The sequence below is a fragment of the Thermodesulfobacteriota bacterium genome (assembly GCA_034189135.1).
Lineage (GTDB): Bacteria > Desulfobacterota > Desulfobacteria > Desulfobacterales > JAUWMJ01 > JAUWMJ01.
The window spans coordinates 32,997-48,686 of record JAXHVO010000080.1; the positions used below are offsets into that span (position 1 = coordinate 32,997).

Here is a 15,690-nt window from a genome sequence, read left to right on the forward strand (position 1 = left end):
AAGGAATTTCCTATATTTTTGTATTGCCGACTTGTGTTCTTTTTGCTTATATGCTACCTATAACCAGCTTCAACAAGCAGGCAAATATGATGTAACCATTCTATATTATATGATATAGTTGCTTGCAAGACCTTTATATATATTTTGTTTTTATCATTTCCGAGATAGTGGCATTACATTAGTTTTACAAAAAAAAGACTCAATCAGCGGTTTTACCAATTTCCCCAGGTTTACTTATTGTAGTTAAAAATAAGTAATAAATAAGTCATTTTAACCCGGCAGGATGAAATCTTGGAAACCTACCGTTTTAAAAAGATCTTTGAATTTAATGCTAAAGGCAAGCATACTATTTTTTAAAAAGAAGAGGTGAAATGGAAAAAATTATAACTCGATTCCCCCCCAGTCCAACCGGATACCTACATATCGGTGGGGCAAGAACCGCTCTGTTTAACTGGCTGTACGCACGTCATATGAAAGGTAAATTTGTTTTGAGAATTGAAGATACGGATACAGCACGCTCCACGCAGAAATCGGTAGATGCTATCTTTGAATCTCTTGAATGGCTGGGGATAGACTGGGATGAAGGTCCCTTTTTTCAATCCCGGCGGTTTGATATTTACACCGAATACATTCAAAAACTCCTTGATTCACGATCAGCTTACTATTGCACATGTTCATCTGAAAAGCTTGAAGACATGAGAAAAAAAGCGATGGAGGTCGGTGGTAAGCCAAAATATGACGGTACCTGCCGTGAAAAAGATCTCGGCAAAACCGATAATGCCGTCATTCGATTTAAAACTCCGAGTTCAGGAACCACCGTTCTTGAAGATGTCGTTAAAGGCAATATCGTTTTCCAAAATGAAGAACTGGATGATTTTATAATTGCCAGAAGTGACGGTAGCCCTACATACAATTTTGTAGTGGTTGTGGATGATATTACCATGGGAATAAATATGGTGCTCCGGGGCGACGATCATGTGATGAATACACCCAAGCAAATCCTTCTTTATAAAGCTTTAAATAGCCCCTTGCCCACTTTTGGCCACGTTCCCATGGTATTGGGCAGCGATCGGACACGACTGAGCAAACGTCATGGTGCTATGTCCGTTACCGCTTACAGAGACATGGGATATTTGCCGGATGCTTTTATCAACTATCTGGTTCGGCTGGGCTGGTCGTATGGAGACCAGGAGTTTTTTTCAAGGGATGAACTCATAGATAAATTTTCCCTTGAGAACATTGGCCGCAGTGCGGGGATTTTTAATCCTGAAAAGCTTCTTGCGCTAAATGCGGATCATATAAAGGCTACTCCTCCGGATAAACTGATTAATTATCTGGCCCCCTTTTTAAATAAAAAAGGCTATAGTTTCCATAAAGGGCCTTTTATGGAAAGCGTTATTAAAACCCTAAATGCCCGGAGTAAAACTTTGAAAGATATGGCTGATGACGCCGGTTTCTATTTCACCGATGCCGTATCGTATGATGAAAAAGCCGCCAAAAAATCTTTAAAGCTCGCTTCGCTTGAGCCTCTCCGGTTGTTGTTGGATCAGCTTGAAGCGCTGGATGACCTCAAGGAAGTGGATGTGGAGAATTCATTTAAGGCGGTGATGGAAAAAACAGGTCTTAAGCTTGGCAAAATTGCCCAGCCCGTGCGTGTTGCACTGACCGGAAGAACAGCCAGCCCAGGCATTTTTGAAATTATTGAAATTATAGGCAAAGACAGAGTCTTATCCAGAATAAAAGATGCCATTCAGTTCATTGAGAACAGGAAGGGTTGAAAAAAACAGGTACAGATTTGAAACGATACCCCCATAAGTTTAGAATTAATAAGCAAAGCGATAGCAAATGATATTGATTAATGGCCTAATATCCTGATAAAATTGTATTATGGAGAACACAAAACACCTAATTACCGGGATTATAATGGCGCTGTGCATCGTCATTTTCGGAACTGTAGGATATATAATCATAGAGGACTGGGGGGTTCTTGATGCGTTGTATATGACCATTATTACGATTTCCACGGTTGGGTACAGTGAGGTACACCAGGTCAGCAAAGCGGGGCGAATATTTACTATTGTGCTTGTTTTTTCCGGAGTGGGTTTCTCACTGTATATTGCTGCTGCTGTCGTGCAGTTCATGGTGGAAGGAAGAATCAGAATTATATTGGGGAGAAGAAGATTGGAAAAGAAAATTGACCGGATGAAAAACCATTACATTGTATGCGGATATGGACGTATCGGCAGGGTATTATGCAGAAACCTCAAAAGAAAGCCCCTTGACCTGGTGGTGATCGAGAAAAACCCGGAACTGATTCCTGTGATGGATGCCGATGGCGTGCTTTATATTTCCGGAGATGCTGCGGATGAGGAAAATTTGATACGGGCCGGTATCAAGCGGGCAAAAGGATTGGTCGCCGTGCTTGCCTCTGATGCTGACAATGTTTTTCTTGTACTTACCGCCAGACAGCTGGACCCTGATCTTTTAATAATGGCCCGGGCAAGCCAGGAAGAATCCAAGTCAAAATTACGGGCTGCAGGAGCCAATACGGTTGAATCTCCATATGATATGGGTGCTGCAAGTATGGCGCATCGTATTATCCGCCCCACAGTAACCAGTTTTTTGGCCCTTGCATTTGCCCATAAACGGAAAGACATCCAGATGGAAGAAATACCGGTCAGTGCTTCATCCGACCTGATCAATGTCATGTTAAAAGATACGGGGATCAGGCAAAAATTTAACCTGATAATTATTGCCATTAAAAAACCGGATAACAGTATGCATTTTAATCCTTCTTTCGAAGCCACCATAGAGATGGGAGATACGGTTATTGCGGTGGGGGAAGAGAAAAATCTCCAGAAGCTGGAGCACATCTTGAATCCATAAAAAATAGGCGGTAGGTTACAGTGTTAAATTTTAAGGAATGTAGAAATTGGGGTGAATTGAAATTAGGTTAGCAGTTGAATTGAATGCATTGATCAACAGCATAATGGCATGAAGGTCAAGCTGCCAACCTCATCAGCGCATACCAAGATCACAGAAATCAATAATGAATAAAACAAGATTCTCTGTACCCTTTGCAAAGTCAGCGGTAAAAATGGTTTTTTTGCCAAACGATTATATTTTATAAATGATTCTTTTTTCCGTAATGATAATATCCACATGCCTGTCATGGGATTCCACCGGCACCTGCTGAATGATCTGACTTTCAAAAGAAAGAGCGACCTTTCTGGTGGTAATTGGAAGTTTTGGAATAAGCCTGTCATAGTAGCCGTCGCCAGCACCTATCCTTCCCCCTTTTTCGTCAAAAGCAATTCCGGGAACGATTGCAATGTCAATGGATTCAATGGGCACTGTTTTGCAACGATCGGAATCAGGTTCTAAAATGCCTTGGGTACCTGGCTTTAAATCCCTGTCAATGTTGTCAATTTTCATTAACTTCATTTCGTAATGATTTGTGTTTGGGGCAGGAAGAACAACAATTTTATACAATTCAAAGCATCTTTTTATTATATCCAGCGAAATGACTTCGCAGTTGTTATTGATATAAAGCAGGGCGATTTTTGATTCAAGAAAGTTCGCAAAATTAAAAAGACGGTTTTCTATTTCTTTGGTTTTTTGTTTTATTTCATTATCGGATAAAACATTATATATGTCTGCAATGTCGCTGCGAATTTCTGATTTGGTTTTTAGTGTTTCTTCCATGTATTATCTCCTAAACAAGTATTACACAGTCCTTAGTATACAGAATTGATAATAAATGTCAACTTGCAATAATCATTGACTAATCAGCCTTGCGGTGGTATTTTTCATACTTTTATTGAACGATTGTTCAGTAACCTCTGATTTTCCCTTCCCTGGCGTGAGGGGCCCATTACTGCCAATTGGTGTAAGGAGTTTATGTTTCCATCATAAAGACACAAGGCTATAAAATAAATTATTCTAAAATATAGGGATTGTTATGCTTGAAATCAAGTTCGTGAGGCAAAATTTTTCAGATGTTCAAAAAGCACTTTCAGCAAGAGGTGAAACCGTTGAAATTGATAGCTTTAAAGATTGCGATGCACGCCGCAGAGAGATTCTCGTTGAAATTGAAAAGCTCAGACATAACCGCAATGTGGTGACTGACCGGATTGCGGCCATGAAAAAAGCCGGGGAAGATGCTGAAAGCCTTGTCGTTGAGATGCGTGGAGTTTCTGCCAGAATCAAAGAGCTGGATATATCTTTGTCGGAATATGAAGAAAAATTAACCAAGATTCTCCTTGGATTGCCGAACATACCCCATTCATCGGTTCCGGTTGGGAAGGACAGCCTGGAAAATCCGGTTGTGAAAAAGATCGGCGAGCCACCTGAATTTGGGTTCGATCCACAGGCTCATTGGGACCTGGGCCAAAAATTAGGAATACTTGATTTTGACCGAGCAGCCAGGATGGCTGGTGCGCGCTTCCCCCTTTATTTTGGGGCAGGAGCAAGACTGGAAAGGGCTTTAATTAATTTTATGCTTGATATCCATACCCAGGAACATGGTTATAAGGAAGTCCTCCCCCCTTTTATGGTGAATCGAAAATCCATGACCCACACCGGTCAATTACCTAAATTTGAAGAAGATCTTTTTAAGCTGGAAGGATGGGATTATTTTTTGATACCCACAGCGGAAGTTCCGGTCACCAATATTCACCATAACGAGATTCTGGATGAGAATATGTTGCCAGTGTTATATACTGCTTATACACCATGCTTTCGATCAGAGGCCGGATCTTATGGCAAAGATACCAGGGGGCTGATACGGCAGCATCAGTTTAATAAGGTTGAACTGGTTAAATTTACCCTGCCGGAAACATCCTATGAGGAGCTTGAAAAGCTTTTAAGTAACGCTGAATCAATTTTACAGCGCCTTGAACTCCCTTACCAGGTGGTAAACCTCTGTACAGGAGATCTGGGTTTTTCTGCAGCCAAGACCTATGATATTGAAGTCTGGATGCCTGCCCAGGGAGTTTATAGAGAAATTTCATCATGCAGCAATTTTGAAAATTTCCAGGCCAGACGTGCAAATATCCGTTTTAAGACAAAGGGGAAAAAGGGCACACAGCTTGTTCACACACTAAATGGATCAGGGCTTGCTGTGGGCCGCACCGTTGCGGCCATTCTTGAAAATTTTCAGCAACCGGACGGTTCGGTGATTTTACCAGAGGCACTCAGACCGTATATGGGAAATATGGAGAGAATAAAGTTGTGAAACTTAATAATTTTCCAGAAGAGATCCGGCCTTATGTCATCCCTCAAGTTAAAGGAGAGATGATCTACCGCTGTTTGAACTGCAATAAAGAGTTTGACATAAAAAAGCTTTTATATACCTGTCCTGACTGTGGCCAGGTACTATTAATTTATGATAAAAATTTTAATCTCTTAAAAGAGGTCGGTGGGAAAACCTGGCGCAAAATTTTCGATTACCGCAAGATGCTTACGATCCCTGCGCTAAAAGGCATCTATCGTTATCATGAATTCATCGGTCCGGTGATCCCCATTGATGATGTAATTTATCTGGGAGAGGCCCATACCCCTGTTATTGAAGCCAATGCGTTTCTGCAGCAAAGGGTCGGAATCCAGTTTTATTTTAAAAACGATGGACAGAATCCCAGCGCATCTTTTAAAGACCGCGGCATGGCCAGTGCTTTCAGTTACATTAATTTTCTAATAAAGCACGGTTTTATTTCAAACGTGCTTGCAATATGTGCTTCCACTGGTGATACTTCTGCAGCTGCAGCATTATATGCAGGATACATGAATCCTAAGGTCAAATCAGCAGTGTTGTTGCCCCATAAAAAGGTGACCCCTCAGCAACTCTCTCAGCCCTTAGGTAGCGGTGCAAGCGTATTTGAAATTCCCGGTGTGTTTGATGACTGTATGAAGGTCGTGGAAGCCCTGTCTGAAAAATACAACGTGGCTTTACTGAATTCAAAAAATGCCTGGAGGATTCTGGGGCAGGAATCCTATTCATATGAAGTTGCACAGAATTTTGAATATGAGCTGAAAAACAAAGCCCTGGTTGTGCCCATTGGGAATGCGGGCAATATTACCGCAGTGATGAGTGGATTCTTGAAGTTTTTCCAAACCGGTATCATCAATGCGCTGCCAAAAATTGTGGGTGTACAATCTGTCCATGCCAACCCTGTGTATCGCTATTATCTGGAGCCGGATATTCAAAAAAGGAAATTTGTTCCAATAACAGTCAAACCAAGTGTGGCTCAGGCGGCAATGATCGGAAACCCTGTTTCCATGCCAAGGGTCATAAGCCTTGTAGATATGTACAACCAAGCAGCCGGGAAACAGAATGTCTTTTTTGTTGAGGTAGCTGAGCAGGCCATAATGGACTGGGAACTTCTGGCAAACAGGAATGGACATATTGCTTGTACCCACGGGGGTGAATCTTTGGCCGGCCTTGTTGAAGCCATAAATAGAGGGATTGTTAAAGACGATGACAGTGCCATTCTCGATTCAACCGCACATGCATTGAAATTTGCCAATTTCCAGCAGATGTATTTTGAAAACAGCTTTCCAGCAGAGTTTAAAATTAAACCCGATCCTGAGTTCAAAAATTCTCCGGCACTTATCCGCCCCAAACACAGTAAAAAGGTTCCTTCTTCCGGAATGCCGCTTACCGGAAAGGACCTTAAACAGTTTGTAAACAGCGTATCTGATGAAATTGCAACTTTATTGGAACTGAAAAAGATTTAGCGTGGAAAAAACAGAAAACGAAAAATATGAAGGTTCAAAAAGGTGAAAAAAGATGAAAAAAAAGCAGCCTATCTGGCCCGGATATTTACTTTTGATTATCTTTTTTATGGTGTCATGCAGCGGTGCCCAGCTGCGAAAAGAGCAGGCGGAAGCCTCCAGAAAAATTGGTGAAGCATACCTTAAAGATAAAAACTATACATATGCATTAAGAGAGCTTTTAAAAGCTGAAGAGATTTATCCTGATGATCATCTTCTTCAAAATTACCTTGGAATAGCATACAGACTAAAGGGAAAGCCGGATCTTGCCATAAATCATTTTAAGAAAGCGCTGAAACTAAAACACGATTATGCTCCGGCAAGAAATAATCTAGGAGCAGCCTATTTCGATAAAAAGGATTGGGATAGCGCGATAGCTTGCTACAAAGAAGTGGCTGAAAATCTTCTTTATGGAACGCCTCATTATCCTCTTTATAATCTTGGAAGAGCCTATTACGAAAAAAAAGAGTACAAGCTATCAGAAAAATTTTTTCTTGCTGCCATAGAGAAAAGGCCAAATTATTTCGACGCTCTCCACGGTCTGGGCCAAACATATATTGCCATGGGAAGAATTTCGGAGGCTGTGGCAGCTCTTGAAAGTATAGTAAAACAAACGCCTAAATTTGCAAATGAAAATGTTAATTTAAGCATGAACTACCGATTGACAGCTAAATATAAATTTGCAAAAGTATATTTTGATTTGGGGGGTGCCTATCGATTACAACATAAATACAGAAAGGCCTATAGCGCCTACAACAAAGTAATTAACCTTGTCCCTGAAACATCTTTGGCAGTTGAAGCTGAAAAAGAAATCAAGAGTTTAAAAAGATAAAAGAAGCTATAAAAAAAATCCGCTAAGCCTCAAAGCAAAGCCAATTAATTTTGCCATAAACCTCCCTTTTAGTCCACCATATGGCGCTGTTCAAGCTGAACAATTTTAGGTGTGATAAATATAAGAAGTTCCTCACTTATTTCTGATTTTCCTTCTTTTTTAAAGAGCCAGCCAAGCAGGGGGATATTTTGCAACCCTGGCCAGCCGGAAGTTGAAGAGGTTTTATTTGTTTTAACAATACCACCGATTACTATCGTATCCTGATCGTTGACTAAAAGTTCCGTTTCAGCTTCATTTTTAATGATTGAGGGTACATCAAAACCTGAGCCGGAAACGAAATCACCGACGTCGTCTTTGGTCACATGTATCTGCAATAAAACACGCTCATCCGGAGTGACCATCGGTGTCACTTCAAGCGATAGAACGATATCTTTAAATCTAACCGATATATCACCATCAGATATTTCAAAGTAGGGGTACTGAAACCCATGTTTTATCATAGCTGTCTTTCCGTCAAGTGTTAATACTTTGGGAGAAGAGATTATTTTTCCTTTTCCACGGGTTTCCATAGCCGTTAATTGTGCATTTAGCACAAACGGAGTTCCGTTAACCTTGGTAAAAGCAAGACCTATGGTTCCTGCACTTGCGACAGGCAGATTCATTGCAACATCACCTGACAGATTTCCGCTGATCCTCTCTGGTGAATTCCAGGGCCCTATGTCTGCAGACCAATCAATACCGATTTCATTTGTAAAATCAGTATTTATTTCAACGACTTTTGCTTCGATCATCACCTGGGGAGTTACCTTGTCCAGTTTCTGAATGATTTCTTTAGCCCGCTTTACCGAATCAGGCACATCTGTAAGTATAACCATATTAAGGCGCGCATCAGTCGAAACAACTCCACGGTCGGGATTAAATATGCTTATGCCTGTGACTGCAGTATTCTCAAACCCTCTAAAACGACTTTTAGTGCCCTTTGATATTATTTTTTCAGTGCCTTTTTTTATAAGGTGAGCTATCGCCAATTCACTTGCACTGGTATAGCTGATGGGTAAAAATGCGGTTATTAAATCTTCCTGCTTTTTGGCTTCCTGCTTTGCTTTCAGTTTTTCTTTTCTTTCTACTTCTTCTTCTTTTAATGTCTCAAGTGTGGCAATTCTTATAATATCTCCTTCATAGATTCTGCCCAGTTTATTCATCTTAAGAACAAGGTCGAGAACCTGATCCCATGGTACTGGTTTGTCAAATGAAAGCGTAATTTTTCCGGTAACATCTTTGTCAATAGCGAAGTTTTGTCCGCTTATTTCTTTTAAAATTCGAAATACATTTTTTATATCGGTGTCATAAAAATCAAGCGCTATTTTTTCTCCGGTATACTTTTTTGCTGTTTCTCCATAGTAGGCTTCAACAATTCGTGGTTTTCCGGAATGAGCTTCAATTCTTCGCTGGCGTTTCAGATCATAAAGGTCTTGATCGCTCTTGTCGAATAAAACCACGCCGGGTTTATCACGTTCCACTTTTTCATACTCTTTCTCCTGGGACATATCGGGTGTTTTTGCAATTGGCATTTTTTCGGCGACTGAATCTTTAATATCCATCTGGGCAAAAACTTTTTTCCACGATGGCAGGTCAGCCTGTTCAAATGGTTTAGGCGGAATTGAAGAGGCTTCAAAATGGATTAAAAGAAGGTCCTCTTTTTGTTCAAGAGTGTAAGGAACCCTTTCTCTCAGTTCTATGGCAACCATAGAGGTGTTTTTTACGGTAGTCTTGAAGAACGGAGTTATTCGATCTACCGCACTTTCAAACCGTGTGGTGATAAGCGGACGTTTTCGATATTTTGGTAGTTTTGTATTAAACAGGTTGATACGAAGTAATCTGTCCGTTACTTCAACAAGCTCGTGGTTCACTGGATGGGTGGTTCCAATTATTACAGTCGATTTTCCGGTTTCTTTGCCAAGAAAATCTATACGATTGACCCACGCGGGTTTGGTATATGCATAGGCCGGTTTCATTTTTTCAGCAACGACAATTGGTTTTTCTTCCGGCACAGGAGCTTTCTTTTCAGGAGTAATAGCTTTTTCGGATGTAATAACCTTTTTAGAACTTGCCAAGACCGGGGCTATTTCATCTTTTCCTACATGAATCTCAAGACCGGTTTCCACCGGATATGCTGAGAAACTGGAAAGAAACTTCTTTTTTGTATCTAGCACAACCCGTACTTTGTCTGGATATCCAAAATGGCGAACCCGGCTTACCCACTTGCTGTTCGCCGGGACGGTCTTTTGTTTTTTAAAGGGGCTTTTGATGTTGTAAATATCAAAAACGATCCGTGCAGGGCTCTTTATCGTAAAAGATTTGTAATTTTTAATCACACCATCTGCATTAACGTTAATTTTTATCTTTTCTTCATATTTTAATACATAAACCGATTTCAGAATGCTTGCAGCCGGAACGATAGCATCGACAGGTTTTGTTGCCTGAACTAATTCAGCTGTCTCACTGGCTGCTGCCGAATCAGAAGAAGCCTGGGCTTCGGATGTCTTTGAAAAAGATATTTTGATACCGGTATCATCAGGAGTTACATCATAGGGGGTGTCCTTTTTCAAAGAGATCAGAATTCTGGTTGTACCTTCCTGGTCAGCCAATTCCGAAGTTTCGATTGATGAAATAAGGTCACTTTCCGGTGTATAAGTGCTTTGAATTGTTTCATCAAGACCGGTTTCGTGAAAATAAAAGAGAATTCCCAGAGGAATATCCTGCTTAATTGAAGTATAGGTTAAAAAGCGATTGCCTCTGACCGTAACAGTAGCCAATTCCGAATCTTCTGCCGTAATTAGGTTGGTGATAAGAGTGGGGGCAACGGAAACTTCAGCGTCATCTACTTTTTCGACATCAGCCTTGTTGGAAGCACATCCTGAAAATATCAATGCTGCTGATAAAAGTGAGGCAATTAAAGCTTTTTTTCTTAAAAATCGTTTGATTAAATGAATCATGCTGTTATTCTCCGGAAGGCTTTTGAAGTTTCATTTTTTTTTGGCGGACTTCTATATTGCCTTGAATATTTTGAATCTCTTCTTCAATAATAATATTGTCTTTTTCTATTTTTATTATTTTACCCGAGTTGAGTCCGATGTATGTTCCTTTTTTTATAACATAACCTTTGCCCGAGATTTCTTCTACAAGTGCTTTATTACCGCTTGGTGCACGAATTATTGCCACAAGTTTCAACTGGCCTAAAGAGAGCTTTTCAAGTGGTGTACGAGGGACACGCTTTTTCTTTTTTTTCCTGAAAACAGGTGTCTCTTTAAACAAGGGCTCAAAAGGGTCAATCTTCCCACGGGCAATGTAAGCACTGGGAGCGGAATCGGTTATGGAAGATGATATTATTTTATCCGACCCCTTTGTTGCTGCAACTGCTGTTTTATCTGATACTTTAGCTACTACTTTTGCAGTATCTGGCTTAGGCTTTAAAACATCTTTTTTTATTGGTAATTTATTACTGCCGGTAGATGATGGGACAGGTCTTTTCTCTTTTTTTGTGATTTTTATCTTTGAAATGTCCGATTTAGGTTCTAAAGTCATCTTCGGTTTTTGTGGCTGCACTGCCGGTCTTTTGCTTATCTTTACATCTCTTGCCGGCGAAATATCCGCTTTAGGGTTTTTTGCCAGATCGTGTTTTGTTAAAACCTTTGGTGTGCTTTTTACGGGTACAGTTTTTTCAGCTTTTGCAGCATCTTTTGATTTGGCAATTATTTTTTTGTAAACAATTTCAGGTTTCGCAGGTCGCTCTGACCGGCCGTCACATCCTGAAAAAAGACCTGCAACAAGAACCGATAGACCGATTAAAAAGACAACACTGCTTATCATAAAATGTTTATACATGATATATTAATTTTCCTGCGGATAATCTATTTTTTTCTTCTTCCTCTTTTCACCGGTTTTTTCTTTTTAGCAACAGGTTCAACAAATTTGTATGTCACAGCCGTACATGAAGTACTCAGTTTGCTGGTGGCTGGGTTTTTCGATTTATCTTTGCCCGCTTCATTTGGTACAGTTATTTCTATGTCTCTTATGTTTACGATTCTGGAAAGCCTTGCAACCTTGTTAAAGAAATGTACAATATTGTGGAAATTTCCCGCTACCTGGATGGATACGGGAATTTCAGCATAAAAATCTTTTCTGTTTTCACCTTTGGGTTGAAAAAGTAAAAATTCGAGTCCTGATTCCTTACCAGATGCAGACACTGCCGATATGAGAGAGGGGATTTCCTCTTTTTCCGGAAGAGACAGCATAACCTCTTTAAATTTACTTTCTGCCTCTTTTATTTTTTTTTGATATTTTTTAAGATCCCTTGCATTTTTTCTGGCTATAGTAAGTTTTTTTTCAAGTCTTCGAATTTGTTTATTTAAGTTTTTTTGGGTTTTTATTTTTGGAAGATAGGAAAAATAGACGAATGATCCTATAATGACCAGAAAAATTCCGCTGCATATAAGTATTCTTTGAACCTTGGACAATTTTTCGATCTTTTCAAACAAAGGCTCGGAAGATTTTTTTAAATCAATATTAGGCTTTTTCATTTCTTTTTGGATTTCTTAGTGTCTTTTTTATTTTGTTTGGTCAAGTCTTTCCTTGTACAGGAAATTTGAAAGTTTTTCAGGTCAGAATCTTTTACTTTTGTCTTTTTTATGGTTTTCAACTTCACTGCACTAAAAAGTCCGGAGCCCTGAAGGCGTGTCATAAAATCAGCAACCGTTTTGTTGTCCAGAGCAAGTCCATCAATTTCAATAGTTTTATCTCTTGATTTAAATCTCTTGAACCACATCCTTTTGGCAATTACCTTCAGGCTCATCGTATCAAGAAGACGAACAGGTTCAAACCGGTTTTTTTCAAGGCTTTCAATCACACTCGTTTTTTTCTTCAGGATTTCAAGCTTATTTTTTAGTAACGCGATTTCCTTATTTATCTTATCATATTTAGCGACTTCCTTTTTTGTCGTTTGTATTTTTGCTTTGAGGTTTGAAATTTTACTGCCTAAATTAATATGATAATAAACAAGAACAATTGCGACAAGAAAAAAGGAAAGAAAAAAAATAGAGACCTGCCGACGTATGTTCTCTTTTTTTCGTGCTGCTCGAAAGGGCAGCAGATTAATTCGTATCATTTGTCATCAACTTTTCTTATTGCAAGCCCCATGCAGATGGCTGCCTGAGGTGCAATTTCTTTTATAAATAACGGATCCAGGCTATCATCCACTGAAAATTTTCCAAAAGGATTAATGGTTTCAACTGCAGCAGACGCCTCTGTAGCCAGAAGTTCACGAAACTCTGCAATGTTGCCTCCTCCTCCGCTGAGGACAATTCTTTTGATCTGATCGTCAGGGTAAGTCGAGTAAAAAAAATCAAGGGCACGTCGTATCTCTGTGCACCAGTCGGAAACGATGGTTGAAGTAATTTCTTTCATGTCTTCCTCGGAAATTTTATCAGGTTGCTCCCCGAGCTTAATCTCATCAGCTTCCTCAAAAGAACAGTTGATAAGTGAAATGATCTTCTGGTTGATTTGACCGCAACCCAGAGAAACGTCTCTCATAAATACCGATGAAGATCCTTTAAGAATGTTTAACGATGTCTTACTTGCACCGATATCAATTAAAGCGATGTTTTCATCTTCTGTGGTATAATTAATTTCAAAAATATTCTGCAGTGCAAAGGCTTCTACATCTACAATGCAGGGGTTGAGACCGGCCAGGTTGACCAGGTTGACATAATCGTTTACCATTTCTTTTTTTGCTGCAACAAGAAAAACATTCATTTGGTTCGGGTTATTTTCGTTAGGTCCCAGTATCTGAAAATCAAGGTTAACATCACTGATGTCAAAAGGTATATACTGTTCTGCTTCAAATTGAATGCTTTCCTGCAACTGTTCTTCAGCCATGGTCTGCACGTTAATCTTTTTAACAATGACCGAATATCCTCCGATTGATAAGGCAACATTGCGTTTTTTGATGCTGTAAGATTTGAAAAGCTGGCGGATAGATTCTGCCACATCTTCAGGGTCGTTTATCGTTCCTTCTTCAATTAATCCAGGGGCAATATCGGTCAATCCAAATTTTTTAAGGACCTGTCCCCTTTTTGTTTCAATAATTTCAGCGGCCTTGATTGTCCTTGAACCTATGTCAAGGCCAACCAGTGATGTTTTTTTCCCAAATGCCATGAGAGACTCTTAATCGTTAAATATTTTATTTTTTTCCGAAAGATCGAACCCTAAAGCCAAAATGATCTTTCGTTTTGTTTCCATGCGGCAAGGCAAACCATTTTCTATGCGTGCTATAGTAATCGGAGAAACTTTGGCTTCTCTGGCAAGTTCGGCCTTACTCATCATGAGAGATTCTCTGGTTTTTTTTAGCAGATTTTTCTCCATGTGCAATATCTTCTGCAATAAAATTAATTAAAATCAGATTAATCTTTAAAACTAAGGATACAAAATAATCGATGTTCAGAATTTTCCAACTTAACGCGTTGCAAGTGTGATAGTGATCATCCCAAATATTTATCAGTAAGTCAAGTTAATTGTGTATTATTTATATATAATTATATTTATTTACTCTATATTGTGATGCTTTTAAATAAAATTACTACATCTTGTATAAGCGAATTATAATAGTTATCTCCAATTAGTTTTAACTTTAAACAATCCAAGTTTAGGTACCCCAATATTTAGCCGTTTACAGGGCGAACCTTGAAATGAGAAAGTAGCAATTGGGAAAGAATGTATGACCGGTATACCCCACTGGATGGGAAAAAGTTTATTCCCTATAAAATAAGGATTTTTTAAAAATAACAACGTGCCTTGGACGCTTACACTTTCTTATTGATTTTGGTCTAGACGCTGCTAGTTATGAAGCATATTAAAAGTAGCCAAAACGGTTAAAAAAATTGAAATTATTAAACCTGTTAAGCCGAAGAGCAGTGCATGCTGGTAAATAAATGTGTCAATGTCGTGGTGGGTTTCATTGATTTTGCTAATCATGTGCTGGGTGGAAAGCCAGGTATTGACTTTTCTTTCTATTTTTTTCATTTTTCCTGGTAACAATAAAAGAATAAATCCGAAAATAATCCCGGCAACACCCACAATCTTTCCAACCATAGCCATGGAACTTGAAATAATTTCGTTGATTGTAGCATATTTGGGGGAGTTAAAAAAAATATTAACAAAATTGGTGACATCAAGCTTAAACATTAAAAAAATGAGGATAAACCCGCTTCCAATAATTAAGCAACTTCCTGCAACGACATGATGTTTATAAATGATGCTTTCGGTCTGGATGTCTTTGTCAAGATAGCTGATTTTTTTATCCACGTCTATATAGCGGTTAAAAACATGGCTTACTTTTTTAGTGGTACTTGGAGAAATCAACAGTAGAAGCGAAAAAGCTGTTCCAAGGATTCCAATAATCAATGCTAAAATACCAATAGTTTGTAAAGCTATTTCCCAAAAAAAATCCATAATATTCCTCCTGGACAACTCACTAACCAGACTTTTTTATTCAACATTTCAGATATCGCAATCAGCATGTAAGATGGAAACATGCCCCCACCCTGTTGTTTAAGCAAAGGTTGTTGTAAACTTGAATTGCTTTCTGGTTAGGTTGTGAAATGAATTTTATGCCTTTTTGGTTAAGCAGTTTTTCGAGCCGCTTTTCAGGCTTCATCAATCCACTGACACCGGTGCCGGCCACAATAATTTCCGGCTCAGACTTAATCAGCCGATCTATATCATCGGATGACAGCATGTGGCCTTGTTTGCGCCGCCATAAATCCTCCACATGGCCGTCAGGATAGATGACAAGGTCGGAACTATATTTTGTTCCGCTAATAACCATAAAACCAAATGCAAAAGATTCTATCACTGCAGTCTTCCTCTAACAAATTTTTTAATGACCGCTTGCGCTGACTCAATTTTTGCGTTAATTAGTGCCTGAACGAAAAGTCATGGTTTTACGAGCCAGCCGGTTGGTTATGTTCGTTCATTAAATTACTACCGTTCAAAATGATGGCAGCCAGTAGTAAATCAAATCTTGGCTACCT

The 15,690-nt window shown here is 39.3% G+C and carries 14 protein-coding genes; 5 read left to right on the forward strand and 9 right to left on the reverse strand.

Annotation, left to right across the window (positions count from 1 at the left end; genetic code table 11):
- Positions 1-371: 371 nt before the first annotated feature.
- Entirely contained in the window at positions 372-1,778 is a 1,407-nt protein-coding gene (gene gltX, locus SWH54_11680; GenBank protein MDY6791915.1) for a glutamate--tRNA ligase, read from the forward strand.
- A 109-nt stretch (positions 1,779-1,887) separates the two neighbouring features.
- Entirely contained in the window at positions 1,888-2,886 is a 999-nt protein-coding gene (locus SWH54_11685) for an NAD-binding protein (GenBank protein ID MDY6791916.1), read from the forward strand.
- Between the two features lie 231 nt (positions 2,887-3,117).
- Here SWH54_11685 and SWH54_11690 read toward each other — a convergent pair whose 3' ends face one another.
- A complete protein-coding gene (locus tag SWH54_11690) occupies positions 3,118-3,705 on the reverse strand; it encodes a 5-formyltetrahydrofolate cyclo-ligase (protein ID MDY6791917.1) in 588 nt (195 codons plus the stop codon).
- A 256-nt stretch (positions 3,706-3,961) separates the two neighbouring features.
- Between SWH54_11690 and serS the strand changes: the two genes are divergently transcribed.
- Genes serS through SWH54_11705 form a run of 3 tightly spaced genes read left to right on the forward strand, consistent with a single transcriptional unit; the run spans position 3,962 to position 7,603 of the window.
- Entirely contained in the window at positions 3,962-5,236 is a 1,275-nt protein-coding gene (gene serS, locus SWH54_11695) for a serine--tRNA ligase (protein ID MDY6791918.1), read from the forward strand.
- Complete coding sequence (gene thrC / locus SWH54_11700; protein MDY6791919.1) at positions 5,233-6,735, forward strand: threonine synthase; 1,503 nt, start codon at positions 5,233-5,235, stop codon at positions 6,733-6,735. The genes serS and thrC overlap by 4 nt, the downstream gene beginning before the upstream one ends.
- Before the next feature lie 52 nt (positions 6,736-6,787).
- The gene (locus SWH54_11705) at positions 6,788-7,603 is read left to right on the forward strand and encodes a tetratricopeptide repeat protein (protein ID MDY6791920.1); all 816 of its coding nucleotides are present in this window, start codon (positions 6,788-6,790) and stop codon (positions 7,601-7,603) included.
- A 68-nt stretch (positions 7,604-7,671) separates the two neighbouring features.
- On the opposite strand, the gene pilQ is transcribed toward SWH54_11705, so the two are convergent.
- From pilQ to SWH54_11745, 8 genes are all read right to left on the reverse strand, one after another.
- A complete protein-coding gene (gene pilQ, locus SWH54_11710) occupies positions 7,672-10,599 on the reverse strand; it encodes a type IV pilus secretin PilQ (GenBank protein MDY6791921.1) in 2,928 nt (975 codons plus the stop codon).
- 4 nt (positions 10,600-10,603) lie between these two features.
- A complete protein-coding gene (locus SWH54_11715; protein MDY6791922.1) occupies positions 10,604-11,488 on the reverse strand; it encodes a pilus assembly protein PilP in 885 nt (294 codons plus the stop codon).
- A 26-nt stretch (positions 11,489-11,514) separates the two neighbouring features.
- On the reverse strand, positions 11,515-12,183 hold the full coding sequence (locus SWH54_11720) for a type 4a pilus biogenesis protein PilO (protein MDY6791923.1): 669 nt from the start codon (positions 12,181-12,183) through the stop codon (positions 11,515-11,517).
- Positions 12,180-12,767: a PilN domain-containing protein gene (locus SWH54_11725; protein ID MDY6791924.1), complete on the reverse strand. Its 588-nt coding sequence runs from the start codon at positions 12,765-12,767 to the stop codon at positions 12,180-12,182. Before SWH54_11725 ends, SWH54_11720 begins: the two co-directional genes overlap by 4 nt.
- Entirely contained in the window at positions 12,764-13,816 is a 1,053-nt protein-coding gene (pilM, locus tag SWH54_11730; protein ID MDY6791925.1) for a type IV pilus assembly protein PilM, read from the reverse strand. Before pilM ends, SWH54_11725 begins: the two co-directional genes overlap by 4 nt.
- A 9-nt stretch (positions 13,817-13,825) precedes the next feature.
- Positions 13,826-14,023 (reverse strand): helix-turn-helix transcriptional regulator, encoded by a 198-nt coding sequence (locus SWH54_11735; GenBank protein MDY6791926.1) that lies wholly within the window; start codon positions 14,021-14,023, stop codon positions 13,826-13,828.
- Positions 14,024-14,494: 471 nt separating this feature from the next.
- The gene (locus SWH54_11740) at positions 14,495-15,109 is read right to left on the reverse strand and encodes a hypothetical protein (GenBank protein MDY6791927.1); all 615 of its coding nucleotides are present in this window, start codon (positions 15,107-15,109) and stop codon (positions 14,495-14,497) included.
- A gap of 61 nt (positions 15,110-15,170) precedes the next feature.
- Positions 15,171-15,512, reverse strand: coding sequence for an MTH938/NDUFAF3 family protein (locus tag SWH54_11745; GenBank protein ID MDY6791928.1), 342 nt, complete (start codon positions 15,510-15,512; stop codon positions 15,171-15,173).
- Positions 15,513-15,690 lie beyond the last annotated feature (178 nt).